This is a genomic window from Flavobacterium sp. (assembly GCF_043722275.1).
Classification (GTDB): Bacteria; Bacteroidota; Bacteroidia; order Flavobacteriales; family Flavobacteriaceae; genus Flavobacterium.
The window spans coordinates 106,212-131,975 of the sequence record NZ_JAYSPC010000193.1; the positions used below are offsets into that span (position 1 = coordinate 106,212).

Genomic DNA, 25,764 nt, shown 5'->3' on the forward strand with positions numbered 1-25,764 from the left:
ATTAATTTTTGTGAAATTTTAAAGACACTTAAAATTAGTGTCAATTAGTGAAATTAGTGTTATAATTAAATAGAATTCAGAAAAAAATATGTCTAAATTATATATCGTTCCCACGCCAATTGGCAATCTTGAAGACATGACTTTTCGTGCGATCAGGATTCTAAAAGAAGTCGATTTGATCTTGGCGGAAGACACCAGAACCAGTGGAAAATTGTTGAAGCATTTTGAAATTGGCACACACATGCACAGTCATCATATGCACAACGAGCATAAAACAACCGAGAATTTAATTGCACGTTTAAAAGCTGGTGAAACCATCGCTTTAATTTCAGATGCAGGAACTCCGGCAATTTCAGATCCGGGTTTTTTATTGACTCGCGCTTGTGTCGAAAATAAAATCGAAGTAGAATGTCTGCCTGGTGCAACAGCTTTTGTTCCGGCTTTAGTAAATAGCGGATTACCAAATGACAAATTTGTTTTTGAAGGTTTTTTGCCTGATAAAAAAGGACGTCAGACTCGGTTTTTGGCTTTAGCCGAAGAAACCAGAACAATGATTTTATACGTTTCTCCGCATAAACTCGTTAAAACACTGGCTGAATTTATCACCTATTTCGGAGAAGACAGACAAGTTTGTGTTTCTCGTGAATTATCAAAACTTCACGAAGAAAATGTTCGCGGAACTGCAAGAGAAGTGTTAACACATTTTGAAAAAACAGCTCCACGCGGCGAAATTGTCGTTGTCGTTGCTGGAAAAACAATAATGAAAGAACCAAAGAAAAGTAAGTTTTCGAAGGACCAAGAAGAAGAAGAAGAAGAAGAAGAAGAAGAAGAAAATTAAAATTATTTACGCTACCAGATTAATAAAAAAGTTTGCCACGAATTCCACAAATTAACGCGAATAAGTATGTGAAAATTAATTTGTGATAATTTGCGAAATTTGCGGTAAAAAAAATCATTCTAATCATTTTATCCCGATAGCTATCGGGAGTGGCATAAAAACCTAAACTGCAAAGCAGCAAACAATACATATCATGAGCATTCAAGCCTTTTTAGAAAAATTAAAACAAACTCCAAACGAAATAACATTCCCGGAAACTATTGCAGTAATCGAGGAAAACTACAACTTTACTCCAACAGCTTTTCAAAACGGAACTCACCACAATGCTGCGGGAGAAAATTCAGGTTCTTGTAAATTATTTGCTTTCGCGAAATTGCAAAACCTAAATAAAGATGAAACTTTAGCTTGTTTTGGTGCTTTTTATTTTGAAGAAGTTTTAAAAGATCCAAACGGAACAAATCATCAAAATATTAGAAATTTCATCAATTTAGGCTGGGACGGAATTCAGTTTGAAGGAAGTGCTTTGGAAGCAAAATAATTTTAGATTTTAGAATGCAGATTTTAGATTTTTAAAATCTACTAAATCCTAAAAAAACTTTATCAAAGTTTGAAACCAAGACTGTAGGAACTTTAGTTTTACACAAAATAACAACAAGTATTGTCATTTCGACAAAGGAGAAATCTCCATTAGTAGCTCGACAATTTAGGAAACAAACTTTGCGTTAGTTTCTTGTGGAGATTTCTCCTTCGTCGAAATGACAAGAATGTCAGACCAAATTTAAACTTGAACTTTTATCAAGTTAAAAACAGAATATTTTTTTCACAGATTAAACGATTTTCGATTGGTCCAATCTAAAATCTAAAATCTAAAATCTACAATAAAAAAATGCGTTGGACAATAAAAACAAAACCTTCTGAAGATAAAATCAAACATTTGGCGCAAGCCTTAAATGTAGAAGATTTTGTAGCAACACTTTTGATTCAGCGTGGCATTGAAACTTTTGAAGATGCTAAAAATTTCTTTCGCCCAAAGCTAGAACATCTTCATGATCCGTTTTTGATGAAGGACATGGATAAAGCTGTTTCCCGAATTGAACTAGCAATCGAAAATCAGGAAAACATCATGGTTTTTGGCGATTATGATGTCGATGGAACAACTGCCGTTTCTCTGGTTTCTTCTTATTTAAAATCACGTTATCCCAATATTGCCACATACATTCCGGATCGTTATGCTGAAGGTTACGGAATTTCGTTTAAAGGAATTGACTTTGCAGATGATAACGGAATTTCTTTAATCATTGCACTCGATTGCGGAATCAAATCAATAGAACATATCGCTTACGCGAAAGAAAAAAACATCGATTTTATTATTTGCGACCACCACAGACCCGGAGAATTTCTTCCGGATGCGGTTGCTGTTTTAGATCCAAAAAGGGATGATTGTTTTTATCCTTATGATGAATTATGCGGTTGCGGCGTTGGTTTTAAATTGATTCAGGCATTAGGAACAAACCGCGGAGAAACGATCGAAGATTTAATTCCGTATCTCGATTTAGTTGCAACAGCAATTGCTGCCGATATTGTACCTATTACAGGAGAAAATCGGGTTTTAGCATATTTTGGATTACAAGTTATCAACTCAGATCCAAGACCAGGAATTAAAGCTTTAGTTCATCAGGTAAAAAAGAAAACACTTGATATTACAGATGTTGTTTTTATAATTTCGCCTAGAATAAATGCTGCCGGAAGAATTAAACACGGTAATCATGCGGTTGAATTATTAACGGAATTCAATTTTGAACAAGCACAGCAATTTGCTTCAGAAATTGAACAATATAACTCAGATCGAAAAGATTTAGACAAACAAATTACAAAAGAAGCTTTTCAGCAAATTATACAAAATCAGGAACAGGAACGATTTTCGACAGTTGTTTTTCAGGAAGACTGGCACAAAGGCGTTATCGGAATTGTGGCTTCAAGATTAATTGAAACTTATTATCGTCCTACTTTGGTTTTCACTAAAAGTGGAGATAAATATGCCGCATCTGCAAGATCTGTAAAAGGTTTTGATGTTTACAATGCCTTGGATGCCTGTTCTGAGCATTTAGAACAATTTGGAGGACATATGTACGCAGCCGGAATGACTTTAAAAGCCGAGAATTATGTGATTTTTAAAGAAGCTTTTGAAAAACAGGTTTCGGTTACTATTTTACCCGAAATGCGAACTCCGGAAATAGAAGTTGATGCCGAAATTGACTTTGTTGATATTACACCAAAACTAATCAGGATTTTAAAACAATTCGAACCTTATGGCCCTTTAAATATGACGCCAGTTTTCATGACCAAAAATGCAAAAGACACTGGTTATGCTAAAACTTTAGGATCTGAGGAGGAACATTTGCGATTGTTTATTAAACAGAATAACTCAGATGGAATTGCCGCAATAGGTTTTGGCCTTGGAAAAAAAATAGACATTGTAAAAAATCAACAACCTTTTCAGTTAGCTTATTCGCTGGCCGAAAATGAGTGGAACGGAACTGTTTCGACTCAACTTATGCTTAAAGATATCCGAACAAATGACAACTAAAACAAACAAGCAAGATCCTTATCAGGCGTTGCGATACAGAGAATTTAATGTGTTTTTATTATTGCGTTTCGCTATGGTTTTTGCCTGGTCAATGCAATTTATTGTGATAGAATGGGAAGTATATAGTTTGACTAAAAATCCGCTTTCGTTAGGATTAATCGGTTTAATGGAAGTAATCCCAGCTGTTTCAATGGCATTATTTGCCGGACATATGGTGGATCAAAGAGAGAAAAAAGGATTATTGGTAAAATGTATTTTGGGATTTTCAGTAATTAGTTTTGGGCTGTTTTTACTAACCTGGCCAAAAGTAATTGGCACTTGGTCAACTGATGCAATTTTATATTCTATTTACTTTTTAGTTTTTCTAGGCGGATTGGTTCGTGCTTTTCTTGGACCAACAATTTTCTCGCTTTTATCTTTAATTGTACCTAAAAAAGTATATCCAAATGCTGCAACATGGAGCAGTTCGGTTTGGCAAATTGGTTCGGTTTTAGGACCTGCGATTGCAGGATTTTCTATTAATTATATTGGCGTTCACTGGTCGATGTGCTCTGTATTTGCCTGTTCACTTTTTGCTTTAATTGCCTTATCACAAATAAGTAAAAAACCAATTTTGAATCCTAAAATTGGTGAACCAATAATGGAAAGCTTAAAAGAAGGATTAAAATTTGTATTCAATAATAAAACTATTTTAGGAGTCCTTTCGCTTGACATGGTTGCGGTACTTTTTGGTGGAGCTGTTGCTTTATTGCCGGTTTTTGCACAAGATATTTTAAAAGTAGGACCCGAAGGTTTCGGAGTTCTAAGAGCTGCGCCCGCGGTTGGAGCTTTTATTACTATGTTAGTTTCTGCTTATGTTCCTTTATATAAAAAAGCGGGAATGAAACTTTTAGCTGCTATTTTTATCTTTGGATTATCAATTATTCTATTTGGAGTTTCCACTATTTTTTGGGTTTCGGTTGTAGCATTATTTTTAAGCGGACTTGCCGATGGAATTTCGGTTGTAATTCGCCAGACTATTTTACAACTTAAAACTCCGGATCATATGCGTGGTCGCGTTGCTGCGGTAAATTCGATGTTTGTAGGCTCATCTAATGAATTAGGCGCTTTTGAAAGTGGTTTAACGGCTAAATTAATGGGAACTGTAGTTTCGGTAGTTTTTGGCGGAAGTATGACTTTGTTAACTGTTTTAGGCTTCGGAATAAAATCACCTACATTTAGAAATCTGGATTTGAGAAAAGATATGGAAGATCATCAGAATATGGAATAATGAAACAAGTATTATTGTCTTTCTTTTTTATAATGTCCGTTTTTGCAAACGGACAAAATCTGTACATCAAAACATACGGAAATAAAAAGGACAAAACGATAATTTTTATTCACGGAGGTCCAAGTGGAAATTCAACTCTCTTTGAAAGTACAACGGCTCAAAAATTAGCAAATCTAGGATTTTATGTAGTTGTTTATGATCGAAGAGGCGAAGGAAGATCTGCAGATACTAATGCAACATTTACTTATGCAGAAGCTTTTCAGGATTTAAATTTTATTTATAAAAAACATCATTTAACAAAAGCTATACTTCTTGCTCATAGTTTTGGCGGTTTAGTAGCAACTCTTTATACTGAGAAATATCCCCAAAATGTCAATGCACTTGTTTTGACCGGCGCATTATTTTCTCAACAGGAAACGTATAATCATATTTTAAATTCTCTAAAGATAAGCCACAAAGGAGATTCTAAAACTCTAAATAAAATATCTTACGTGGAGAAACTCAATAAAAACTCTGCGGGATATAGAAAACATTGTTTTGAACTGGCAAGTGATAATGATTATTTTAAAATGCCAAATCCAACAAAAGCATCAAAGAAATTATATGCAAATTATGAAGTAAGTGACTTTTTTAAAACCAATATTCGAAACAAAAATGCTCCACTGCTTTTTTATAAAAACGAAAAGCAAAATAATATTGACAGCAGATCTTTTTTAAAAGAAATAAAGAAAAAGGGAATTCCTGTTTATGCTATTTATGGAAAAGATGATGGCATTTTTTCTAATTCACAAATCAACGACATTAAAGATTTAGCGGGTAAAAATCATTTTGCTTTAATAGATAATTGTTCTCACTATCTTTTTGTTGATCAACAAGATAAATTTCTATCTCATATCAAAAAATGGTTAAAATAACTTTCAAACCATATTAGTGATATAAGAAAATATAAGTTTGCTAAATAACGCCTTTTTGAAATGAACTTATATCACTTATATGGTAAAATATTTCTCTAAATTTTATGAGTTTTTTATTTAGAATTAATATAAATAATATTTATATTTGTTGAATAAAAGATTTTCTAATGAGAGAAATAGAACAGTTATATCATAATAATTTTGGAATAGCATTTTACTGGAAAAAGGAAAATGAGACCCTTACTGATAAAATACAGTTAGTTTTTAAGGAAACCGGGTTTTACTTTACTGTTTCTGAACTTAATCAGTTTTGTGAATTAATCGAAGACAGCATAATCGAGAATGCTTGTTGTGAAGCTTGTGAATTAAAAAATTCATGTCACAAATTTTTACTTAAAACACCTTGCTCTGCCATAGATTTAGCCGTTTCAATCAAAGAATTAAAATCAATTAAGGATTTAGTTGAAGGTTCTTTATTTAGAATTGAGCTAGATGAATATGTTTATGGAGTTGGCTTAAACTAAGAAGCATTCTAAATATTTTAACATCATCTTTTCATTATTGAAATATATTTTTATTTTCTTTAGAAAAAAGTATATTTATAGTAATGAAAAAAAACCGCATTCTTTTTGCCGTTGTTGTTCTGATCGCTTTTCTCTCAAGCTGTAAAAACGAATCCGACAATTACATTGATCCACGAGGAACAGATTATGCTGGTTCTCAAAGCTGTATTCAATGTCATCAGGTACAATCTGAATCTGCTTTTCACAGTACGCATTTCAAAGCTACATCTCCCGCAACAAAAGAAAATATTTTAGGTCATTTTACAAATGGCCGCAATACTTTTGTTTATGACAAAGACACTAAACTTGTGATGGAAGAACGCAATGATAGTCTTTATCAGGTGCTTTATAAAAATGGAAAAGAAGTCGAAGCGCATCCGTTTGAAGTTATTTTTGGAACAAAACATGCTCAAACAAGTGCTTTTTGGCAAAATCATTACACTTTCGAATTGCCTATTTCTTATTACAAATCTTTAAATAGTTGGGCAACAAGTCCCGGATATTCAGCTTCTAAAGTAAATTTTGAGCGTAAAATAGATAAGGAATGTTATGGTTGTCATAGCTCAAATATTGCCAGCAGATACATCACTACAAGTTCAGATAGTATTAATTTTCTAAATCAGGAAGTGGAGGATTTCATGAATCCTAAAACTTTAATTTACGGAATCGATTGTGAACGTTGTCACGGACCAGCGAAACAACACGTTCAAAAACATTTAAAATTTCCTGATTTAAAAGTAGCCCAAAATATCACTTCGTTTAAAAACCTCAGCCGACAACAAAAATTAGATGCATGCGCTGTTTGCCATTCCGGAAATGACAAACTAAAAGTAAAATCCCGTTTTGAATATAGGCCGGGAGATGATTTATTAGAATATTTTAGAGGTGTTCCGGGATCTAATGACAGTATTCATTATGATGTTCACGGCAATCAATTAGGATTACTTGCTCAAAGCAAATGTTTTAAAAAGAGTGCGACTATGGATTGCATGACATGCCATAATCCGCATGAGAATGCTTCGCAAAATCTGGCTTCCTATTCCAAAATTTGTATGAGTTGCCATAAAGGAATCCAACATAATGCTGCCACATTAAAAACAATGCCCGCAAATTTATTGGCTCAAAATTGCGTAGAATGTCATATGCCAAAACAAGATTCAAAAGCGATTCGTTTTCAACAATCTAACAGTAAAACAATGTCTAGTTATTCATTGAGAACACACAAAATGGCAATTTACCCTAATAATAAAAAGTAATTATTGTTCAAATTTCTGAAGTTCAAATGTTTCACCATCAAAAACTCCGTAGGTAAAATAGCCAATCCAATCTCCTAGATTTACATATTTTGCATCTTCTCCAACGGGAATTATCATTGGTAAATGACGGTGACCAAAAATAAAGTAATTATAATGTTTGGTTTCGAGTTTTCGTTTGGCATATAAAACCAGCCATTCGTTTTCTTCACCTAAAAACTTTACATCTTCAGCACCAGAAATTAGTTTGTTTTTGACCGATAAATATTGCGCTAAACTTACACCAACATCCGGATGTAACCAACGAAAAAGCCATTTTGAAAACGGATTTGTAAATACCTTTTTCATTCGCTTATATCCTTTATCGCCAGGACCTTTTCCGTCGCCGTGACCAATTAAGAATGTTTTTCCGTTAAAGGTAAATTCTTTATTATCATGATAAACCGGAATATTCAATTCGGTTTGAAAGTAATCATTCATCCATAAATCGTGATTTCCCACGAAAAAGTAAATCGGAATACCACTATCCCGAATTTCGGCTAATTTGCCTAAAACACGCACAAAACCCTTTGGAACAACCGTTTTATATTCGAACCAAAAATCAAATAAATCACCTAACAAAAAAATAGCTTCCGCGTCATGTTTTACAACATCTAACCAGGCAACAAATTTTTGTTCACGCGGTAAACTCAACTCAGGAGTTGGAGCGCCAAAATGCTGATCAGAAGCGAAATATACTTTTTTCATTCGATTTTTTGAAAGTTATAAGTTATGAGTCAAGAGTTATGAGTTGCAAAACTTGGAATTTGGAATTTATCCCGAAGTTTCGGGATTGGAATTTAATTTCTAGATATTATCACTCGCGTACCATTCGGCAAACGAAGATTCTGTTTCCTGAAGTTTAAGTGAAAACAACGAAATATCTTTTGGTAAACGTGCAATAATTCTATCGGCAAAATCAACAACCATATTTTCGCTTGTTGGCTGATAATCTACTAAAATCACGTGATGACCACGGTTTTTTAATTCATTTGCCAATTCTAAATGTGGCGTAGTTTCGTTAAAAACCGTTGCGTGATCAAACTGATCGACGATTTCTTCTTTTACAATTTTCTTTAGATCCGAAAAATCAATTACCATTCCGAATTTCACATTCGATCGATCCGTGATTGGTGAACCAATAACCGTTACCGATAATTTATAACTGTGCCCGTGAACGTTTTTACATTTTCCGTCGTAACCGTATAAAGCATGCCCGGTTTCGAAACTAAATTGTTTTGTAATTCTGATATTACTCATCGATTTGAATTTTAGGTTGCAAATTTACAAATTAATAACCGTTTAAATAATAAATTCCAAATAAAGAAAAATTCCAAATGCCAATAAGAACTGAACGTCATTGGAATTTGGAATTTTTTGTTTGAATTTCCTTTTTTACTTATTTTTTAAATTGTGTCAAAGCATTTCTGCTAAAATCAGATAAAACTAATTTTCCTGTAATTGATGCACGCTCCAGAAGTAATGATTCCCAATGTTCAGTTCCTTCCCAAATAATTTTTTTCATTTCTGATAAGGCTTCGGGATTGTATGAACTTAGTTTTTGAGCAAAAGTTGCAACTGCATTATCGAGATTTTCTGCCCTATGAATTTCCGAAAACAACTTATTTTCCAAAGCCCATTCTGCTGATTTCCATTCATGTGCAGCCAAAGTCATTTCGGTCATTGCAGCTTTTCCTATTTTGCGTGAAACGGCTGGTTCTATCACAAACGGACCAATTCCTATTGCTAATTCAGATAATTTTATAGCACTTTCGGGCGTAGCCAAAACATAATCGCAAGCCGAAATAATACCAACTCCTCCTCCAACTGCTTTTCCCTGAACTCGACCGATAATGAGTTTCGAACAATTGCGCATTGCATTTAATAAATGTGCAAAACCCGAGAAAAACTCTGTTCCCTGGACTTCATTTTCTACTTGCAATAATTCATCAAATGAAGCGCCGGAACAAAAAACTTTTGCTCCTTGGCTTTGCAAAATAATAACCGAAACAGTTTCATTGAGACTTAAAGAATTAATTTCGTTTGTTAACCGATTCAATAATTCCCTTGGAAAAGAATTACTTGCGGGATGACCAAATTGTACTGTTGCAACAGCATTATTAAAAGTAGTTTGTAAAGAACCGTTTTGATTTTCTGAACTCATATAAATAGATTTGATCGTAAAGTTACGGTTTTGACAACTATTTTTAATCGAAGCGTATTTGAAATTTGTTTTTTGAAAATTAATTGACTTTATTTGCTAACACTTTGGGGGGATCTGATCGTAAGCGACCGTTTGAATTCTAAAACATACAAAAAGGGGGATTAGCTCATTTGGCTAGAGTATCCCGATCTGATCGGGATGGTAACGGTTCGAATTCCTAAAAGCACAAAAAGGGGGATTAGCTCATTTGGCTAGAGTACTTGCCTGGCAGGCAAGGGGTGACCGGTTCGAATCCGGTATTCTCCACAATATTTACAAAAAAATACCCAAACATATTATTTATGTTTGGGTATTTTCATTTATAAACAATTATGTTTTACACTTATATCTTATTCTCAACTACACTCAATAAATATTATATTGGTTCTTGTCAAAATATTGAACAACGTTTGCAAGATCATTTAAACAGCAGAAGTAAATTTACCAAAGTCGCCAAAGACTGGGAATTAAAATATTTTGAAACTTTCCCTACACGAAGCGAAGCCTGCAAAAGAGAATTACAAATCAAAAAAATGAAAAGCAGGAAATATATCGAAGCTTTAATACAAGAAAAAAGCTAAAACATTCCTATACAATTATCTCTCCCCTGCATTATTATCAGGATTCGGTTCGTCTTCATCCTGCTTCTTGAAATCATTATTAAATAAATCAGTCATTTTCTTTTTCTCTTTCTGATTCTTTTTTGTTGTAAATATGATTAATACGATTACTACCACGGCTACAATTCCTATAAGTATCCAGTTGATTTCCATAACTTTAATTTTTAATAAAGTTAAGAATTTAAACTTTTAGAACATTATTAAAACATTAAGTATTGGCTTTATGAATTATTACGGTAATAGTTTTTAAATTTATTTTAAAAAGTAAAGAGCTAAAAAACAATAGAATTAACTAAAAAACGAAACAATATGACACTATTACTTCGCTGGTTACTAATTCATATAATCGCACTGATTGCATTATTGTTCTGGAAAGGAAGTCATATCATGATAAAATCAGCATTATTAATTATTCCTCTGGCACTTATTATTGCCTGGTTTGGACATGAAGGTGCCTTTAGCGGAAGCGGCGGATTAGAAAAACTCTACGGTTTATTAGCCTTAATCGCATTTTTATTGTGTTATGAAATCGGAATTTTATTTCATCGTTTTCATCTTATCAAGAAAAACATTCCCACAACCCAAGATGATGTTTTGCTTATTATTGGATTAATTTTATTAATTGTCTCAATTATATTTTTCCTAATAGTTTTAAAATAGAATACAATAACAATTACCAGTAATAAATTGGCCTTTTGAAAAATCAGGAGCAGAAAATTCGGTTTTCAAAACAACAATTGTCCCGCTTTCAACTATATCTTTTTCCTGTTGAAAAAACAGTAAAAAGGATGCCGTTTCAATTGGGGCTAGATTAGAGGTTTGGTTTTATAATTACTTTTGTTCTGATTCTGTAGAAATTGCAATTCCGGATTTGCATTCAGTTTAATTTAAAATAGTTTATAAAAAACAAATTATTGATACTCAAATACAGTGATATCCTGAGTGTAATTAAATCCGGCGGCATCAAATTTTATTAAATAACCATCTGCGTCATAAAAATATTTTGGTACAGCTTCAAACTGAGATTGCCAAGCTCCATTAATTAATATTTGTGCAGCTATTTTCACAACGTGAAGATAAGTATTATCTAATCTGTAAAATGGTTCTTTATTATACACACCGGCTTTTGACGGATCATATGTATAGACTACAAAACTTGTCATTGTTTCTTTTTGATCAGTTGGATTTATGCTATACCAACCTTTAATATAACTCGTATCATCTGTGTATGTATAAGTATAGTGTATTTGTGGTTGTCGACCATTTGGAGTCATCATATAAAAATAAACACTCAGGATTCTACCAGCATCATCGTAGTTGTATTCATAACTAACAAATCCGTCCTTTTCTATTTTTTTATCAATTAAACCCTTGCTATTGTAGCTATAGCTACTTCCAAATGCATACGAAGACGTCATTTCATTTAAGGCACCATTCTCATATTTAAAACTAAATTGTTCGGGATTATTTGTATGTCCATCATTTGTATAAACAGTACCTGCTTCAATTGTACTCAACTGACCTAAATCATTATAATTATAATTAAGTAAGTAATCACGTGGTGTATTTTTATTTAATTCAATTTCGTTTGTATCATATAAATTCTCTGATGGTAAATTTCTATACTCAGCAATTTCCATATTATTAAGCATGTATTGATACGATGTTCCGGCAAAATTTTGAGCATATTTTATTGATCTAATGACACGTTTTTGTACCTCTAATACTTTAGTAGTTTTCACCGAAGAGCTAATGTTTTTGATTGCAGGCTTCATTAATTCTGATTTAGGAACTACTTTGGGCTCATTTGGTTTTACTACAACTTGTTCTTCAGGCATACTGTCATCCTTTGAACAACTAAAAAAAGTAAATTGAAAAACACCTAAAGTGATAATTAATAATTTAAGTAGTTTCTTATTCATATTCAGTGATTTGTTAAGACTATTTCATTTAGATTTAAAAGTGCTAATATAGTAATTATTATATTTTATGCTGGCGGTTAAGTGCTTCCAAATTGGGCATCAAAATAAAATTAATCATCGATAAGTAAGACTAGTACGATCGCTCAGTCCATATTATAAAAAAATCTCAGCAACTTAAAAACAACCTACTTCAACAAATACCCAAACCTAATCGATCCATAAAAATATCCCGAATTTGTATTTATACCAGGATCTTTTAACTCTTTGCCTCGATAGATAAAAGAATAAGACATATTGAAGTTATTATGTCTGTATTTTAAACCAAACTCAGCATTAAAACGAAGCGGTTGTAAATCAAAAGTTACAGGACTTGTGTCGCTGAACATACTTCCCTGGATCGTCGCATCATAAAACTGATAGTTGACACTTGGCATTGCATAACAATAAAATTCTCTGATATTATATTGCGGTTGAAAACTTACCGAAGCATCATGCAAGTTAGAATCGTAAATGGGTAATAACTTCTTAAAGCCTATTCGGGTTAAGAAACCTGTCGAAACGCCGTCAAAAATAGTTCCCAGATTAGCTTCGGACTGAAAATGAAGATCGATAAAATCATTGTGTTTTGTTGGAAGCATTTTCTTCGAATACATGACATGCGCCTGAACCGCAAAAGCATTATGCAATTGATTTTCCCAACCAAAAACTTCTTTGTAACCTATAAGATGATGAAAACTTTCCTGAGTTTCTTTTCCTAAAGCATTCGGTCCCATGAAACCCAACTGAAAATCTGTCTTTAAAACCGATTCACTTTGGTAGAAAAAGCTTCTGCCCGCTTTGGCAAAAAGATATCCTGTAAAAGGGCGATCATTAATATCTACGGCAGTTTTATTAATAAATCTGGGATTATAAATATATTGCCCAATTCGGAATTCGGTGATTTCCTTGTTGATTTTTTCGTTGTTGTTCTTGGATAAAAAACGGTAAAAAAGTTCGAGACCATTTGTATAATACATATCATTTTTTGATGATGTATATAAATCATTGTCCGTAATAAAACCTATTTCGGCTGTTTTTCCCTGACCAAATGTCAAAGCAAATGCCAACAAGAAGAGCGCAATAAAAGATTTTTTATTTCGCATTATAGTTTATTTTTCCAACAGCACGCATTTCACGAACAATTCTTTCCTTGCGTCTGTTGATATAACTGGAGGATCCTGTTGCTTTAAATTTTCTTGGGTTTGGCAAGATTGCTGCAATTCCCGCAGCTTGCATTGGCGTTAAACTCGATGCATCACGACGGTACCAATGTTCTGTCGCGGCATAAGCGCCATAAACTCCATCGCCCATTTCGATACTATTCAGGTAAACTTCCATAATACGTTCTTTGCCCCAAATTACTTCAATCAAAACCGTAAAATAAGCTTCTAAGGCTTTACGGAAATAACTTTTCCCTTGCCATAAAAACACATTTTTGGCTGTTTGTTGCGAGATTGTACTTCCACCACGAATTCGGCGTCCGCGTTCGTTACTTTTAAATGCTTTTTGAAGTGCTTTAAAATCAAAACCATTGTGCGTTAAAAAAGTTCCGTCTTCACTGGCAATTACCGCTTTTTGTAAATTCATCGAAATTTTCTCGATAGGTTCCCAATCGTGATCAAAATAAACTTCTTTTCCGCCAAATTTATTTTCAATAGCACGAATCACCATCAACGGCGTAAAAGGAACTGGGATATATTTAAAAATTATAACCGATGCAATCGAAATCCCAAAAAACCATAAAAATAGTTTTATAAAAAACCATTTTACTTTTTCACCAAATGAGCGTTTGCCTTTTTTTGGAGCCGGTTTTGGTTTCGGTTTGTTTGCGGTTGTTGTTTTTGATATTGGTTTTCTGGTTACTGCCATTATATTAAATCTGCTAATTCTGTTCCTATTAAACTCCCAATTGCTACTCCCATTCCGCCTAAACGCACTCCACAAAACACGTTTTCAGAGAGTTGAGCAACAACAGGATTCTTACTGTTTCCAATTCCCATAATGCCGCTCCAACGATGGGCAATCTGGAAATCCTGATTTGGTAAAATTACATTTTTAAGTAAATCCTCCAATTTATTTTGCACAATTTTCGTCTGACCAAATTCTGTTGTTGTTTCGGTTTCAAAATCCAGGTTTCTTCCTCCGCCAAGTAAAATTCTGTCGCCAATATTTCTGAAATAATAATAACCGCGATCGAGATGAAAAGTGCCTCGAATATCTAAATTCGGAATAGGTTCTGTAATTAAAACCTGCGCTCTTGCGGGTTTTACAGCTCCCTTTGTAATTGCATTTGCAAAACCATTTGTTGCAAAAAGTATTTTTTGAGATTTAAAACTAAAATCGTTCAAAACAATTTCGACATGATTTCCTAAATCGGCATAAGAAGTTACAGTTTGCTGGTTTAAGATTAAAATATTTTCAGAAACCGCTTGTCTCAGCAATTCCTGCATCATATTACCGGTATCAATTTGGGCTTCAAACGGATTAAAAATTAAATATTCCTGAATGTTTTTAAACCCAAACCGATCTGTTTCTTTGGTAAAAACATCGGCTTTAAAAAGTGGTTTTAATATTTCATTGATAAACGGTAATCTCGAAATACATTCGGTAAATCCGCTTTCATCTTCGTTAAGAAATAATTCATATCCTCCGTAAGGCTTAAAATCTATTGCGGCATCTCCCAATCTTTTTCGGAGTAATTGCAAACCTTTCCAGCGTTTATCAATCAGATTAATTACTTCTTCTTCTGAATGTGTTTTTAGATCTTCCATAATTTCAGAAAGACTTCCGAAACACGCAAAACCCGCATTTTTTGTACTCGCGCCTTGCGGCAACATTCCTTTTTCTAACACCAGAATTTTTGCCACAGGAAATCTTTCGCGTAAGCGTAATGCTGCATGTAATCCTACAATGCCACTGCCTACGATGGTATAATCTACATTTGTAAACCAATTTTTAAGTTCCCAATAACTTAATTCCATTTGTCAATTTTTTATAAAAATAAGGATTTTTTTGAACCATATAAGTGATATAAGTTCATTTAATTTTTCATTTTGTCAGGCTGAGCGGAGTCGAAGCTTTTTAGTATAGCGAGCCTTCGACTTCGCTCAGGGTGACAATCGCTACATAAGACTAACTCAAATAAAACATAAGAAGCAATGCTTAATTTTTCTTAACCTCCCAATGAAAAAAATAATCAATCTCACTATTTAAATGAGCTTATATCACTTATATGGTTCAATTCTTTTAACATTTACATGCTAAAATATATTTGTACTTTAGCGTCACGAATATTAGAATTTTATTATGAAAAAAGTATTATTTACAACCTTAATAATGATGAGTTTAAACGCTATCGGACAGAATGTAATGTCTCCGGAATTGTTATGGAAATTAGGACGAGTGAGCGCACTTGGACTTTCAAAAGATGCGAAAAATGTTGTTTTTAAGGTTTCAACGCCTTCGATTGAAGAAAACAAATCGTCTTCTAAATTTTTCATTGTGCCTGTAACCGGCGGAAATGCAACTGAAATCAAAGACACGAAAGAAGTTTTGGCAGACAAAAATGTTTCGCCTGACGGAAAATTTTTAGTGTACAATGAAGAGGTGAAAATTGACAAAGTTTTAGGTAAGGATTTCTATCCAAAAATGGACAAATCTGATGCTCAAATCTACGATGGTTTAGATTATCGTCATTGGGATACGTGGAATGAAGGTAAGTTTAACCACGTTTTTTATAAAGAAAATAAAGATGGAGCTGTTGGAATTGACCTTTTAAAAGGTGAAAATTTTGATTCTCCACAAAAACCTTTTGGTGGTGACGAAGATTATATCTGGTCGCCTGACGGAAAAAGCATTTTATATGTTTGCAAGAAAAAAGCAGGAACACAATATGCTATTTCTACCAATACTAATATTTATGAGTACAATTTAGAAACTCAAAAAACCACCAACAGAACCGAAGATAATTTAGGTTATGATATGGCGCCGCAATTTTCTCCAACAGGAAATTTGACTTGGTTACAAATGAAACGTGACGGTTATGAAGCTGATAAAAATGACATTATTGTTGAATTTAAAGGCATCGAAACCAACTTAACAGCAAATTGGGACGGAACTGTAGATAATTTTATCTGGAGTAAAGATGGTAAAAATGTATATTTTGTAGCTCCGGTTGATGGTACAAAACAAATTTTTACAGTAAATTTTCCAGGATTGACAAGAATTGCAATTCAGGTTCGTCAATTGACAAATGGGGATTTTGATGTAAATGATTTAGTTGGTTTTGCCGGCGATGATATTATTGTAACCAGAAATGATATGAATCACGCTCCGGAAATTTATTCTTTTAACCTGAAGAAAAATAGCTGGAAACAATTATCAAATGTAAATACTGATACTTATAAAACATTAGCGGTTAGCAAAACCGAGAAACGTTATGTTACTACTACAGATGGCAAAAAAATGTTGGTTTGGGTAATTTTACCTCCAAATTTTGATGCTTCAAAAAAATATCCAACTTTATTATTCTGTCAGGGAGGACCTCAAAGTCCGTTGACACAATCGTATTCTTTCCGTTGGAATTTTCAATTGATGGCTGCAAAAGGTTATATTGTTGTTGCACCAAACCGTCGCGGAATGCCTGGACATGGTGTTGAATGGAACGAGCAAATTAGTAAAGACTGGGGCGGACAGGTTATGGACGATTACCTTTCTGCGATTGATGATGTATCTAAAGAAAACTACGTTGATAAATCTCGTTTAGGTTGCGTTGGTGCAAGTTACGGAGGATATTCAGTATTTTATTTAGCAGGAATTCACAAAAACCGTTTCAAGACTTTTATCGCTCACGATGGAGTTTTCAATACGGTTAGTATGTTAGGAACTACAGAAGAAGTTTTCTTTAACAACTGGGATTTTGGTGGTGCATATTGGGAAAAAGACAATGCTGTAGCGCAAAAAACTTACAATGCATTTAACCCTGCAACATTGGTTCAAAACTGGAATAAACCTATTTTAATTTTTCAGGGAGGAAAAGATTTCCGTGTACCAATTGGTCAAGGACAAGAAGCTTTTCAGGCTGCTCAATTAAGAGGAATCAAAAGTAGATTTGTATATTTCCCTGATGAAAATCACTGGGTTTTACATCCTCAAAATGCTCAGGTTTGGCAAGGTGAATTTTTTAAATGGTTAGACGAGACTCTTTAATCAAATCATAAAAGATAATAAAATGGCCGTAGATTTATATAATCTACGGCCATTTTATTTTCCGGACATTTCAATTATATAAATATTTGGTTTGCTTTTACTTTTCTTAAATGAAATTTTTAAATAAATTGCAGGGAATTCCAACATCAAAAACTTCCTCAACCCCAGATAAATATTATGGAGAGCAAAAAAAGTTACACAGCACTCAAAGTTTTATTCAGTTATGTTGCTTTACTGGCTCTGGTTGTTACTGTTGGATGGTTTTTATATTCTGAAAATGTAGTTTACAACAAACTTGAAAATAAAATTGCTTTCGAAAAAACCAAAATTCTGAGAGTAAGTAAATTGTTTTCGAATGTGTACAAAACAGAAAGTCTGGCGAGAAAAACAATTCAAAATAACTCTGAAGCAGATTTTAAAAGTTATTTAATTGAAACCGATTCCTTAAAATCAAGAATTGATACTTTAAAACAAATTGTTACTACGCAATATCAAAAAACTTTACTGGATAGTGTTACGTATTTATTGTCTGAAAAGACGAAAAATATCAAGCAATTAAAAACTATAAAAAATAAAGCCGAAGATGAAGTTTCGGTCAATACTGCTATTGATGAAATTACTAAAATGGAGTTCAAACTAAGAAAATTAGAACTTCAGGATTTCAACAAAAACCCGAATCAATTAGGAAGTTATCAGCGAAATGTGCTTCAAAAATATGTTGATTATCTGAATCAGAATATTCCGGATGACAGCACAAATACGCTGAGTAAACAAGCATCTGATTCCATTTTGGCAAATTCAAAAAAACTTTTAAGCAATGTAAAAATCAAGGCCGAGAAGAAAAAAGAATCTCTGAATTTTGAAGAAAATAAATTATTAAAGAATGAAATTGCGATTTCGGACCAACTTAGAAAAGTCCTCCGAATTATCGAAAGAGAAATCATCATCAACTCAATAAAAAACAATTCATTAAAAGAAAAATCGCTTAAAAAAGTAAATGAGATTGTAACGGCATCGGCTATTATTGGTTTGATTTTGACTTTGTTTTTCTCTATATTAATTGTGAGCGATTACTCAAAATCACAGGTTTATAAAAAGCAGCTCGAAATTGCGAATTTCAAAACAAAGAATTTACTCAAAAGCCGTGAACAATTAATTTCGACGGTAAGTCACGATTTAAAAACGCCTTTGAGTACAATTGTGGGTTATTCTGAGCTTTTAGGGAATTCTGATGTGAATACAAAACAATCGTATTTCATTAAAAACATTAAAAATTCATCTGAATATATTTCACAATTGGTTCAGGATTTACTGGACTTTTCTAAGATTGAAGCGGGAAAAATCAGCATTGAAAAAGTACCGTTTTCATTGCCTGAGGTTATTGATGGAGTTGCAAAGAGCATTCAAACCGTTTACAAGCAAAAAGATATTGATCTGATTATTAATATCGATGAAAAACTAAATACAAGAATTGTTGGAGATCCTTTCCGTCTCAAACAAATTTTGAGTAACATAATCGGGAACGCGTATAAATTTACTGAAGAAGGTTTTATAAAAATCAGCGCTTATACAGATCACGACGATAGCTATATTATTACGATTCAGGATTCAGGAATTGGAATTGAGAAAGAAAACCTGAAATTAGTTTTTGAGGAATTTGCGCAGGCGAACGAAAACATTGAAAAAAAATATGGCGGAACTGGTTTAGGATTGGCTATTTGCCAAAAAATAATATCGATTTTAGGCGGAGATTTAAAACTTGAAAGCACTTTTGGGAAAGGAAGTACTTTTGAAATTCAGCTTCCGTTGCAGTTTGATAATAGTCCAATTATTTTACCTGAAGTTAAAAAACCTGTGGTTCGTAACAGTAAAAGACAAACTTTTGTTGTTTTAGATGACGATATTAATCTTTTAAATTTAACTAGCGGTGTTTTAAAACAGGAACAACATCAGGTTTTATCGTTTAGCAGTGCTGTAAAAGCTTTAGAAGCAATTCAAAATACGAATTTTGATTTTGTAATTACCGATATCCAAATGCCGGAAATGGACGGTTTTGCTTTTCTTGAAAAATTAAAAACCGGAGGATATTCGACTTATAATAATCAGCCTGTAATTGCCTTAACCGGAAGAACTGATCTTGATGCTGCTATTTATAGTGAAGCCGGTTTTACAACTGTGATTCAAAAACCTTATTCGCCTAAAATATTACTGGAAACAATTCAGCTTATTTTAGAAAATGATACATTACCTAATGTTGACATTAATGAAAATGAACAAAAAACGAGTTCAAAATTATATTCTCTTGAAACTTTAAAAGAGTTTTTAGGCAATGACGATGAGGCTTTAAAAGAAGTTTTAAAATCATTTATAGAAAGCAGCTCCGAAAATCTGAGTTTATTGGAAAACGCCATGATCGAAAAACATACGGTCGAAATTAATTCAATTGCGCACCGAATTGCCCCTATGTTTAAACAAATTCAGGCGCGTGAAATTGGCGAAATATTAAAGGTGTTGGAAAACAAAAATCTTGAAACTTCTGATTTAAGCGATATTTTTAAAGTATTGAAATCAAAAACAGATATACTTTTTAACGCTTTAAAAAAGGAAATAGTTTAATCTATATTGTATTGTTTCAATTTATTGTAAAGTGTTTTTCTGGTAATTTTAAGCAATTTTGCCGCTTCAGATTTATTATTCTGTGCTTTTGATAAGGCGTGAATAATCGCTTCTTTTTCGTTTTCAGACAATGAGAAATTTCCGTTACCGGTTTGTTGCTTTTGAATCTGAAAAAATTCGGCAGGTAAAACATCGCTTTCTATAAAATCTCCCTGCGATAAAAGTGTCGCACGTTTCACGCAGTTTTGTAATTCACGTAAATTTCCCGGCCAGTTATAGTTTTGAAAAATCGCAACAACTTCGGGTGAAAACCCAATAATATCTTTGTTCAATTGCTGATTGGCTTTTTCCAGAAAATAATCGGCAAAAACCATTAAATCCTCGTCTCTGTCTTTTAATGATGGTGACTGAATGGAGAATTCATTGATTCTATGGTATAAGTCTTCTCTAAATTCACCATTTTTTACTGCTTCACGTAAATCTTCGTTTGTAGCCGTAATGATTCTGATATCAACGTTTATTTCTTTATTGCTTCCAACAGGTTTGATTTTACGTTCCTGAAGCGCTCTTAATAGTTGTATTTGATTTTCGTATGACAGATTCCCTATTTCATCCAAAAATAAAGTTCCGCCATTAGCAGCTTCAAAATAACCCATTTTGTCGCTAATTGCACCTGTGAAAGATCCTTTTAAATGTCCGAAGAATTCACTTGCTGCCAATTCTTTTGGAATCGCTCCACAATCTACGGCAATAAAATTGTTGTTTTTTCTTGTGCTTTGCTGATGAATGCTTTTTGCAATAATTTCTTTTCCGGTTCCGCTTTCTCCAATTATCAAAACCGACATATCTGTTGGACTTACCAAATGAATGTGATCTAATAATTTTTTTGAAGCTACAGAAATTCCTTTTACAAATTCATTTTCATTATTTGCAGTTGGCTTCTTAACAGCTTTCTTTTCCTTTACGGGAATTTCTTTTTCCGTTTCCGAAGTTTTTAAAGCATTTGTAATTACCAATAAAACCTCATCAGGATTGAAAGGTTTCGAGATATAATCTGCAGCACCGTTTTTGATTGCTTTAACGGCAGTATTCACATCTGAGTATCCTGTCATAAGTATTACAGGAGTTTCAGGGTAAGCAGCTTTAAATTCAGACATTAATCCAATACCGTCAGAATCAGGCAAACGAAGATCTGTCAAAATCAAATCAAACGATTCTTTTTTGATTGCTATTCTTGCTTCTGCAGCAGAAAAAGCAATGGTTACTTCGTATGCTTTTTTTACTAGAAATTTCTCTAATAATTTGCAAAACGAGATGTCATCTTCTATCAGTAATATCTTTGGCATTTGTTTTTAGGGTCTTTTTTGCTAAAATAATACTAATAAAATTGTCTTTTCATAAAATTATGCAAAAAAAAAGAGATTGCGATACGCAATCTCTTTTTTCACCAAAAACATAAATCTAAATTCACCTAATTTATATCTTCAACCAGTTGCCATTGACATCTGAAAAAACAGTAGCCTTTTGGTCACCAACCGATATTTCGAGTTTATACTCTTTTTTTTCATTAACAAATGCTTTAACCAGCTTTGCACCAGGATAAGCAGTTTGTAAAGCGGTTTTTATTGCAGGCGGCACAGCCTCTGCGCTTACTTCTGTATACTCTGTCTGAACAGACACGGCAACTTTAGTTTGCTCCTGAGTTGTAACTGTACTTGCATATATTGATAAACTTCCTAAAATAACCGCTACTGATAAGATCAACTTTTTCATAATACTATTTTTTAATATTTTGGTGCGATGACGCCTTTGTCATCTGTAAAAACATAATGTTGATTCTGGCTTTCGCCCGAATTGAGTTCTAATTTATATTGCTTTTTTGGGTTTACATAAGCCTTTACAAGCTTAGAACCCGGAAAAGATTTCTCTAAAGTAGCTTTTACTTCTAAAGGAAGAGCATCCAATTTAATTTCTTTATAGCTGTCCTGAAATTTTACAATGTTCAAGACAGCTTTTTTAGATATTGCTGCTTCCGCATTCATAAATAACCCTCCTAAAATAATTGCAGCTGATAAAATTAATTTTTTCATAATGTTGATTTTTTTAATTAGTATTAGCTGATAAAATTAGGGAATTATTTTTTTATAATATTTCCTGAAGCATCTGTATATACAGTATACTTTTTGTCACCACTTGAGATCTCTATTTTGTACTCATTCTTTTCGTTTTTAAATGCTTTTTCAAGTTTTGTGTTTGGAAAAGATTTTTCGATAGTTGATTTCACAGCTGCCGGAACAGCATCTGCACCAATCTCAGTAAATTCATCCTGAACATTCACTGACTGGGTCATTGAAGTTTTTATTTGAGGATTACCAGCCTGAACTGATAAACCTCCCAGAATGATTGCTGCCGACAAGATTAACTTTTTCATATTGATAGTTTTTTATGGGTTACTTAATTATTTTTTAATTATAGTACCAGAAGCATCAGTATACACCACAGATTTTTCACCTCTTACGGTTACTTCTATTTTGTATTCTTTTTTAGAGTTTACATATGCTTTATCTAATTTTACTCCTGGATAAGCATTATCTAATGATGTTTTGATCGCTGCCGGAACAGCATCAACTTCTTTATAATCGTCCTGAACGTTTATTGTTTGAACCATTGAACTTGTCACGTCCACATTTTTCGCTTGCATTGACAACCCTCCTAACAGGATCGCTGCCGATAAGATTAACTTTTTCATAGTGATAGTTTTTTACGGTTAGTTTTAATTATTTTTTAATCCAGGTTCCATCTGCATTAGCAAAAAGAGAACCTACTTTGTCACCTACTGTAACATCAAGTTTATACTCTGATTTTGCATTTTTGTATGCTTTTGTCAAAACTGCATCCGGATACGCTTTTTTAAGAGCATCAGTTATTGCAACTGGCACTTCTACTACTTTAACTTCAGTGTATTCGTCCTGAATTGAAATTGTTTTTACGATTGTATTTGTTGCTTGAGATGTTGAAGCAAATGATGTTAAACCTCCCAAAACGATTGCGGCTGATAAAAATAAATTTTTCATAATGTGTATATTTTAATATTGTTAATTTTATTTTAGTATTGTGAATTTGAATGTTCACGAGAATCTACTTATTTTTTAATCCAGGTTCCATCTGCATTAGCAAAAAGATTTCCTACTTTGTCACCAACGGTAACATCTAATTTGTATTCTGATTTTTCGTTTTTGTATGCTTTAGTAATTACGGCATCCGGATACGCTTTTTTCAAAGATTCAGCAATTGGAGCTGGTAATTCTTCTAATTTGATTTCTGTGTATTCATCTTCAATTGAAATCGTTTTTACGATTGTATTTGTAATTGGAGAAGTTGAAGCGAATGAAGTTAAACTTCCTAAAACAATTGCGGCTGATAAAAATAGATTTTTCATAATGTGTATATTTTAATTATTTATATAGTTGTTTACGCTTTAGATAATGAAATTATTATGCCGTAACTCAAACATTCCCTCCTTAACCATGAAATCCCTTATAAATAAAGGGTTTATAGAAGTTGTGCCAAAATACGCGATTGTAAAAAAGTGTGTAATATTCTAAAACAGTGTGTAAAAAGTATACACAAATAGTGTTTACTTACTGATTTAAACAACAAAACCCGACAAGTTTTTAAAAACTGTCGGGTTTAAATAAATGCCGTAAAACAAAAAAAGCTGTCAAAATTGACAGCCTTTATATTATTCCTCTATAGGTTTCATTTTAAATGTATCCATAAATGCAGTTGTATAATCTCCTGCAATGTATCTTGGATCATCCATTAATTGTCTATGGAAAGGTATTGTCGTTTTTACACCTTCGATAACAAATTCATCCAAAGCTCTTCGCATTTTGCTAATTGCTTCTTCACGAGATTGTGCAGTTGTAATTAACTTTGCAATCATTGAATCGTAATTTGGCGGAATTGTATAACCAGAATAAACGTGAGTATCTAAACGAACTCCGTGACCTCCCGGCATATGAAGTGTAGTAATTTTTCCTGGTGAAGGGCGAAAATCGTTGTAAGGATCTTCGGCATTAATACGACATTCGATAGCGTGTAATTCAGGTAAATAGTTTCTTCCGGAAATTGGAATTCCCGCTGCTACCATAATTTGCTCACGAATTAAATCGTAATCAATAACTTGTTCCGTGATTGGGTGTTCAACCTGAATACGTGTATTCATTTCCATGAAATAGAAATTTCTGTGTTTGTCCACTAAAAATTCTACTGTTCCTGCTCCTTCGTATTTAATGAATTCAGCAGCTTTTACAGCAGCTTCTCCCATTGCAGTACGCAATTCGTCAGTCATGAAAGGCGAAGGTGTTTCTTCAGTTAATTTTTGGTGACGACGCTGAACTGAACAATCTCTTTCAGAAAGGTGACATGCTTTTCCGTATGAATCTCCAACAACCTGAATTTCGATATGACGTGGTTCTTCAATAAGTTTCTCCATGTACATTCCGTCATTTCCAAATGCTGCAGCAGCTTCCTGACGTGCGCTTTCCCAAGCTTTCAATAATTCTTCTTCTTTCCAAACGGCACGCATTCCTTTTCCACCACCACCAGCAGTTGCTTTAAGCATTACGGGGTAGCCAAATTCTTTTGCTAATTGTTGTGTTTGTTCAAAAGATTCTAATAAACCTTCAGAACCTGGAACACATGGAACTCCTGCTGCTTTCATTGTAGCTTTTGCAGAAGCTTTATCTCCCATTTTATCAATCATTTCAGGAGCGGCACCAATAAATTTGATTCCGTGTTCCTGACAAATTTTTGAGAATTTAGCATTCTCAGAAAGGAAACCATAACCCGGATGAATTGCATCTGCATTTGTAATTTCTGCAGCGGCAATAATATTTGACATTTTCAAATACGATAAGTTACTTGGAGGAGGACCAATACAAACCGCTTCGTCAGCAAACTTAACATGTAGACTTTCTGCATCGGCTGTAGAGTAAACTGCTACAGTTTTGATTCCCATTTCCTTACATGTACGAATTACACGAAGTGCAATTTCTCCTCTATTCGCAATTAATATTTTTTTAAACATCTTTTTAAAATTAGATAATTAGATAATTAGATAATTGGATAATTAGATTTTAAGTACTTTCGAAGAAGTCTAAAAATCTAAAAATCTAACGACCTAAAATTAAGATGGATCTACTAAGAATAATGGTTGGTCAAATTCTACAGGAGACATATCGTCCACAAGAATTTTTACAATTCTACCTGAAATTTCTGATTCGATTTCGTTAAATAATTTCATTGCCTCAATTACACAAAGAACATCACCTTTTGAAATAGTGCTTCCAACTTCAGTAAAAACTGATTTGTCCGGAGATGGTTTTCTGTAAAAAGTTCCAATAATTGGAGATTTAATAATAACGTATTTAGAATCTTCAGCAGGAGCTTGTGCTTCAGCATTTACATTCGAAGCTACTGATGTTTGTTGTGGAGCAACTTGTGGCAATGCAGCCTGAGCTGGTAATTGTTGTACATACGTAGTTTCAGTTACATTTCCTTCTAAAGTTGTTCTGATAGTGATTTTTACATCATCCATTTCTAACTTTACTTCTGCAACTCCCGAATTTGCTACAAATTTGATTAGGTTTTGAATTTCTTTTAAATCCATAATGATTTGTTTTTAGTT

28 protein-coding genes and 1 tRNA gene are annotated in these 25,764 nt (G+C 33.2%); 12 read left to right on the forward strand and 17 right to left on the reverse strand.

The genetic code is table 11. The features are described from left to right. Positions 1 to 88 precede the first annotated feature (88 nt). The 7 genes from rsmI (at position 89) to ACHZDT_RS22695 (ending at position 7,428) form a co-directional block, all read left to right on the forward strand. Positions 89 to 838: a 16S rRNA (cytidine(1402)-2'-O)-methyltransferase gene (rsmI, locus tag ACHZDT_RS22665; RefSeq protein ID WP_394776968.1), complete on the forward strand. Its 750-nt coding sequence runs from the start codon at positions 89 to 91 to the stop codon at positions 836 to 838. Between the two features lie 193 nt (positions 839 to 1,031). Then, positions 1,032 to 1,376 (forward strand): HopJ type III effector protein, encoded by a 345-nt coding sequence (locus ACHZDT_RS22670; RefSeq protein WP_394776969.1) that lies wholly within the window; start codon positions 1,032 to 1,034, stop codon positions 1,374 to 1,376. A gap of 348 nt (positions 1,377 to 1,724) precedes the next feature. Further along, positions 1,725 to 3,425, forward strand: a complete 1,701-nt coding sequence (gene recJ, locus ACHZDT_RS22675) for a single-stranded-DNA-specific exonuclease RecJ (protein ID WP_394776970.1) — start codon at positions 1,725 to 1,727, stop codon at positions 3,423 to 3,425. Next, a complete protein-coding gene (locus ACHZDT_RS22680) occupies positions 3,415 to 4,695 on the forward strand; it encodes an MFS transporter (RefSeq protein WP_394776971.1) in 1,281 nt (426 codons plus the stop codon). Before recJ ends, ACHZDT_RS22680 begins: the two co-directional genes overlap by 11 nt. Beyond that, positions 4,695 to 5,609: an alpha/beta fold hydrolase gene (locus ACHZDT_RS22685; protein WP_394776972.1), complete on the forward strand. Its 915-nt coding sequence runs from the start codon at positions 4,695 to 4,697 to the stop codon at positions 5,607 to 5,609. Before ACHZDT_RS22680 ends, ACHZDT_RS22685 begins: the two co-directional genes overlap by 1 nt. 167 nt (positions 5,610 to 5,776) lie before the next feature. Beyond that, positions 5,777 to 6,133, forward strand: coding sequence for a hypothetical protein (locus ACHZDT_RS22690; protein ID WP_394776973.1), 357 nt, complete (start codon positions 5,777 to 5,779; stop codon positions 6,131 to 6,133). Between the two features lie 83 nt (positions 6,134 to 6,216). Continuing rightward, positions 6,217 to 7,428: a cytochrome c3 family protein gene (locus ACHZDT_RS22695; RefSeq protein WP_394776974.1), complete on the forward strand. Its 1,212-nt coding sequence runs from the start codon at positions 6,217 to 6,219 to the stop codon at positions 7,426 to 7,428. Here the strand turns inward: ACHZDT_RS22695 and ACHZDT_RS22700 are convergent, their stop codons facing one another. From ACHZDT_RS22700 to ACHZDT_RS22710, 3 genes are all read right to left on the reverse strand, one after another. Next, the gene (locus tag ACHZDT_RS22700; RefSeq protein WP_394776975.1) at positions 7,429 to 8,172 is read right to left on the reverse strand and encodes a UDP-2,3-diacylglucosamine diphosphatase; all 744 of its coding nucleotides are present in this window, start codon (positions 8,170 to 8,172) and stop codon (positions 7,429 to 7,431) included. It lies immediately after the preceding gene. 99 nt (positions 8,173 to 8,271) lie between these two features. Then, complete coding sequence (locus ACHZDT_RS22705) at positions 8,272 to 8,724, reverse strand: 6-carboxytetrahydropterin synthase (RefSeq protein WP_213299818.1); 453 nt, start codon at positions 8,722 to 8,724, stop codon at positions 8,272 to 8,274. A 139-nt stretch (positions 8,725 to 8,863) separates the two neighbouring features. Beyond that, the gene (locus ACHZDT_RS22710; protein ID WP_394776976.1) at positions 8,864 to 9,628 is read right to left on the reverse strand and encodes an enoyl-CoA hydratase/isomerase family protein; all 765 of its coding nucleotides are present in this window, start codon (positions 9,626 to 9,628) and stop codon (positions 8,864 to 8,866) included. A 232-nt stretch (positions 9,629 to 9,860) separates the two neighbouring features. On the opposite strand from ACHZDT_RS22710, the gene ACHZDT_RS22715 reads away from it, so the two are divergent. Further along, positions 9,861 to 9,934: transfer RNA gene (locus ACHZDT_RS22715), tRNA-Ala, on the forward strand. Between the two features lie 65 nt (positions 9,935 to 9,999). Beyond that, complete coding sequence (locus ACHZDT_RS22720; RefSeq protein ID WP_394776977.1) at positions 10,000 to 10,248, forward strand: GIY-YIG nuclease family protein; 249 nt, start codon at positions 10,000 to 10,002, stop codon at positions 10,246 to 10,248. A gap of 15 nt (positions 10,249 to 10,263) precedes the next feature. Here ACHZDT_RS22720 and ACHZDT_RS22725 read toward each other — a convergent pair whose 3' ends face one another. After that, positions 10,264 to 10,440: a hypothetical protein gene (locus tag ACHZDT_RS22725; protein ID WP_394776978.1), complete on the reverse strand. Its 177-nt coding sequence runs from the start codon at positions 10,438 to 10,440 to the stop codon at positions 10,264 to 10,266. Positions 10,441 to 10,596: 156 nt separating this feature from the next. Between ACHZDT_RS22725 and ACHZDT_RS22730 the strand changes: the two genes are divergently transcribed. After that, a complete protein-coding gene (locus ACHZDT_RS22730; protein ID WP_394776979.1) occupies positions 10,597 to 10,947 on the forward strand; it encodes a hypothetical protein in 351 nt (116 codons plus the stop codon). A 251-nt stretch (positions 10,948 to 11,198) separates the two neighbouring features. Here ACHZDT_RS22730 and ACHZDT_RS22735 read toward each other — a convergent pair whose 3' ends face one another. The 4 genes from ACHZDT_RS22735 to ACHZDT_RS22750 all read right to left on the reverse strand — a co-directional run bounded on the left by ACHZDT_RS22735 (position 11,199) and on the right by ACHZDT_RS22750 (position 15,229). Then, complete coding sequence (locus tag ACHZDT_RS22735) at positions 11,199 to 12,209, reverse strand: hypothetical protein (protein WP_394776980.1); 1,011 nt, start codon at positions 12,207 to 12,209, stop codon at positions 11,199 to 11,201. Positions 12,210 to 12,394: 185 nt separating this feature from the next. Continuing rightward, positions 12,395 to 13,351, reverse strand: coding sequence for a lipid A deacylase LpxR family protein (locus tag ACHZDT_RS22740; RefSeq protein WP_394776981.1), 957 nt, complete (start codon positions 13,349 to 13,351; stop codon positions 12,395 to 12,397). Next, on the reverse strand, positions 13,341 to 14,117 hold the full coding sequence (mtgA, locus tag ACHZDT_RS22745; protein WP_394776982.1) for a monofunctional biosynthetic peptidoglycan transglycosylase: 777 nt from the start codon (positions 14,115 to 14,117) through the stop codon (positions 13,341 to 13,343). The genes ACHZDT_RS22740 and mtgA overlap by 11 nt, the downstream gene beginning before the upstream one ends. Further along, positions 14,117 to 15,229 carry an NAD(P)/FAD-dependent oxidoreductase gene (locus ACHZDT_RS22750; RefSeq protein ID WP_394776983.1) on the reverse strand — a complete coding sequence of 371 codons (1,113 nt, stop codon included), beginning with the start codon at positions 15,227 to 15,229 and terminating at the stop codon, positions 14,117 to 14,119. Before ACHZDT_RS22750 ends, mtgA begins: the two co-directional genes overlap by 1 nt. A gap of 325 nt (positions 15,230 to 15,554) precedes the next feature. Here ACHZDT_RS22750 and ACHZDT_RS22755 point away from each other — a divergent pair, with 325 nt between their 5' ends. Both ACHZDT_RS22755 and ACHZDT_RS22760 read left to right on the forward strand, forming a co-directional pair. Continuing rightward, the gene (locus ACHZDT_RS22755; protein WP_394776984.1) at positions 15,555 to 17,456 is read left to right on the forward strand and encodes an alpha/beta fold hydrolase; all 1,902 of its coding nucleotides are present in this window, start codon (positions 15,555 to 15,557) and stop codon (positions 17,454 to 17,456) included. A 177-nt stretch (positions 17,457 to 17,633) separates the two neighbouring features. Continuing rightward, on the forward strand, positions 17,634 to 20,072 hold the full coding sequence (locus ACHZDT_RS22760) for a hybrid sensor histidine kinase/response regulator (protein WP_394776985.1): 2,439 nt from the start codon (positions 17,634 to 17,636) through the stop codon (positions 20,070 to 20,072). Here ACHZDT_RS22760 and ACHZDT_RS22765 read toward each other — a convergent pair. The 9 genes from ACHZDT_RS22765 to accB form a co-directional block, all read right to left on the reverse strand. Further along, positions 20,069 to 21,418, reverse strand: a complete 1,350-nt coding sequence (locus ACHZDT_RS22765) for a sigma-54-dependent transcriptional regulator (RefSeq protein ID WP_394776986.1) — start codon at positions 21,416 to 21,418, stop codon at positions 20,069 to 20,071. The two genes, ACHZDT_RS22760 and ACHZDT_RS22765, sit on opposite strands and share 4 nt — an antisense overlap. A gap of 130 nt (positions 21,419 to 21,548) precedes the next feature. Beyond that, the gene (locus tag ACHZDT_RS22770; RefSeq protein WP_394776987.1) at positions 21,549 to 21,845 is read right to left on the reverse strand and encodes a hypothetical protein; all 297 of its coding nucleotides are present in this window, start codon (positions 21,843 to 21,845) and stop codon (positions 21,549 to 21,551) included. A gap of 11 nt (positions 21,846 to 21,856) precedes the next feature. Then, positions 21,857 to 22,162, reverse strand: coding sequence for a hypothetical protein (locus tag ACHZDT_RS22775; protein ID WP_394776988.1), 306 nt, complete (start codon positions 22,160 to 22,162; stop codon positions 21,857 to 21,859). A gap of 44 nt (positions 22,163 to 22,206) precedes the next feature. Beyond that, complete coding sequence (locus ACHZDT_RS22780; protein ID WP_394776989.1) at positions 22,207 to 22,503, reverse strand: PepSY-like domain-containing protein; 297 nt, start codon at positions 22,501 to 22,503, stop codon at positions 22,207 to 22,209. A 27-nt stretch (positions 22,504 to 22,530) separates the two neighbouring features. Beyond that, positions 22,531 to 22,821 carry a hypothetical protein gene (locus ACHZDT_RS22785; protein ID WP_394776990.1) on the reverse strand — a complete coding sequence of 97 codons (291 nt, stop codon included), beginning with the start codon at positions 22,819 to 22,821 and terminating at the stop codon, positions 22,531 to 22,533. A 28-nt stretch (positions 22,822 to 22,849) separates the two neighbouring features. Beyond that, positions 22,850 to 23,146, reverse strand: coding sequence for a hypothetical protein (locus tag ACHZDT_RS22790; RefSeq protein WP_394776991.1), 297 nt, complete (start codon positions 23,144 to 23,146; stop codon positions 22,850 to 22,852). 68 nt (positions 23,147 to 23,214) lie between these two features. Continuing rightward, entirely contained in the window at positions 23,215 to 23,511 is a 297-nt protein-coding gene (locus tag ACHZDT_RS22795; RefSeq protein WP_083692584.1) for a hypothetical protein, read from the reverse strand. A gap of 303 nt (positions 23,512 to 23,814) precedes the next feature. Beyond that, a complete protein-coding gene (gene accC, locus ACHZDT_RS22800; RefSeq protein ID WP_394776992.1) occupies positions 23,815 to 25,164 on the reverse strand; it encodes an acetyl-CoA carboxylase biotin carboxylase subunit in 1,350 nt (449 codons plus the stop codon). Between the two features lie 99 nt (positions 25,165 to 25,263). Continuing rightward, on the reverse strand, positions 25,264 to 25,746 hold the full coding sequence (gene accB, locus ACHZDT_RS22805; RefSeq protein ID WP_394776993.1) for an acetyl-CoA carboxylase biotin carboxyl carrier protein: 483 nt from the start codon (positions 25,744 to 25,746) through the stop codon (positions 25,264 to 25,266). Between the last annotated feature and the right edge of the window lie 18 nt (positions 25,747 to 25,764).

Bases quoted from the DNA above. Each gene is read 5' to 3' on its own strand.
- rsmI (WP_394776968.1), top strand. From the start codon at position 89: ATGTCTAAATTATATATCGTTCCCACGCCAATTGGCAATCTTGAAGAC.
- ACHZDT_RS22670 (WP_394776969.1), top strand. From the start codon at position 1,032: ATGAGCATTCAAGCCTTTTTAGAAAAATTAAAACAAACTCCAAACGAA.
- recJ (WP_394776970.1), top strand. From the start codon at position 1,725: ATGCGTTGGACAATAAAAACAAAACCTTCTGAAGATAAAATCAAACAT.
- ACHZDT_RS22680 (WP_394776971.1), top strand. From the start codon at position 3,415: ATGACAACTAAAACAAACAAGCAAGATCCTTATCAGGCGTTGCGATAC.
- ACHZDT_RS22685 (WP_394776972.1), top strand. From the start codon at position 4,695: ATGAAACAAGTATTATTGTCTTTCTTTTTTATAATGTCCGTTTTTGCA.
- ACHZDT_RS22690 (WP_394776973.1), top strand. From the start codon at position 5,777: ATGAGAGAAATAGAACAGTTATATCATAATAATTTTGGAATAGCATTT.
- ACHZDT_RS22695 (WP_394776974.1), top strand. From the start codon at position 6,217: ATGAAAAAAAACCGCATTCTTTTTGCCGTTGTTGTTCTGATCGCTTTT.
- ACHZDT_RS22700 (WP_394776975.1), bottom strand. From the start codon at position 8,172: ATGAAAAAAGTATATTTCGCTTCTGATCAGCATTTTGGCGCTCCAACT.
- ACHZDT_RS22705 (WP_213299818.1), bottom strand. From the start codon at position 8,724: ATGAGTAATATCAGAATTACAAAACAATTTAGTTTCGAAACCGGGCAT.
- ACHZDT_RS22710 (WP_394776976.1), bottom strand. From the start codon at position 9,628: ATGAGTTCAGAAAATCAAAACGGTTCTTTACAAACTACTTTTAATAAT.
- ACHZDT_RS22720 (WP_394776977.1), top strand. From the start codon at position 10,000: ATGTTTTACACTTATATCTTATTCTCAACTACACTCAATAAATATTAT.
- ACHZDT_RS22725 (WP_394776978.1), bottom strand. From the start codon at position 10,440: ATGGAAATCAACTGGATACTTATAGGAATTGTAGCCGTGGTAGTAATC.
- ACHZDT_RS22730 (WP_394776979.1), top strand. From the start codon at position 10,597: ATGACACTATTACTTCGCTGGTTACTAATTCATATAATCGCACTGATT.
- ACHZDT_RS22735 (WP_394776980.1), bottom strand. From the start codon at position 12,209: ATGAATAAGAAACTACTTAAATTATTAATTATCACTTTAGGTGTTTTT.
- ACHZDT_RS22740 (WP_394776981.1), bottom strand. From the start codon at position 13,351: ATGCGAAATAAAAAATCTTTTATTGCGCTCTTCTTGTTGGCATTTGCT.
- mtgA (WP_394776982.1), bottom strand. From the start codon at position 14,117: ATGGCAGTAACCAGAAAACCAATATCAAAAACAACAACCGCAAACAAA.
- ACHZDT_RS22750 (WP_394776983.1), bottom strand. From the start codon at position 15,229: ATGGAATTAAGTTATTGGGAACTTAAAAATTGGTTTACAAATGTAGAT.
- ACHZDT_RS22755 (WP_394776984.1), top strand. From the start codon at position 15,555: ATGAAAAAAGTATTATTTACAACCTTAATAATGATGAGTTTAAACGCT.
- ACHZDT_RS22760 (WP_394776985.1), top strand. From the start codon at position 17,634: ATGGAGAGCAAAAAAAGTTACACAGCACTCAAAGTTTTATTCAGTTAT.
- ACHZDT_RS22765 (WP_394776986.1), bottom strand. From the start codon at position 21,418: ATGCCAAAGATATTACTGATAGAAGATGACATCTCGTTTTGCAAATTA.
- ACHZDT_RS22770 (WP_394776987.1), bottom strand. From the start codon at position 21,845: ATGAAAAAGTTGATCTTATCAGTAGCGGTTATTTTAGGAAGTTTATCA.
- ACHZDT_RS22775 (WP_394776988.1), bottom strand. From the start codon at position 22,162: ATGAAAAAATTAATTTTATCAGCTGCAATTATTTTAGGAGGGTTATTT.
- ACHZDT_RS22780 (WP_394776989.1), bottom strand. From the start codon at position 22,503: ATGAAAAAGTTAATCTTGTCGGCAGCAATCATTCTGGGAGGTTTATCA.
- ACHZDT_RS22785 (WP_394776990.1), bottom strand. From the start codon at position 22,821: ATGAAAAAGTTAATCTTATCGGCAGCGATCCTGTTAGGAGGGTTGTCA.
- ACHZDT_RS22790 (WP_394776991.1), bottom strand. From the start codon at position 23,146: ATGAAAAATTTATTTTTATCAGCCGCAATCGTTTTGGGAGGTTTAACA.
- ACHZDT_RS22795 (WP_083692584.1), bottom strand. From the start codon at position 23,511: ATGAAAAATCTATTTTTATCAGCCGCAATTGTTTTAGGAAGTTTAACT.
- accC (WP_394776992.1), bottom strand. From the start codon at position 25,164: ATGTTTAAAAAAATATTAATTGCGAATAGAGGAGAAATTGCACTTCGT.
- accB (WP_394776993.1), bottom strand. From the start codon at position 25,746: ATGGATTTAAAAGAAATTCAAAACCTAATCAAATTTGTAGCAAATTCG.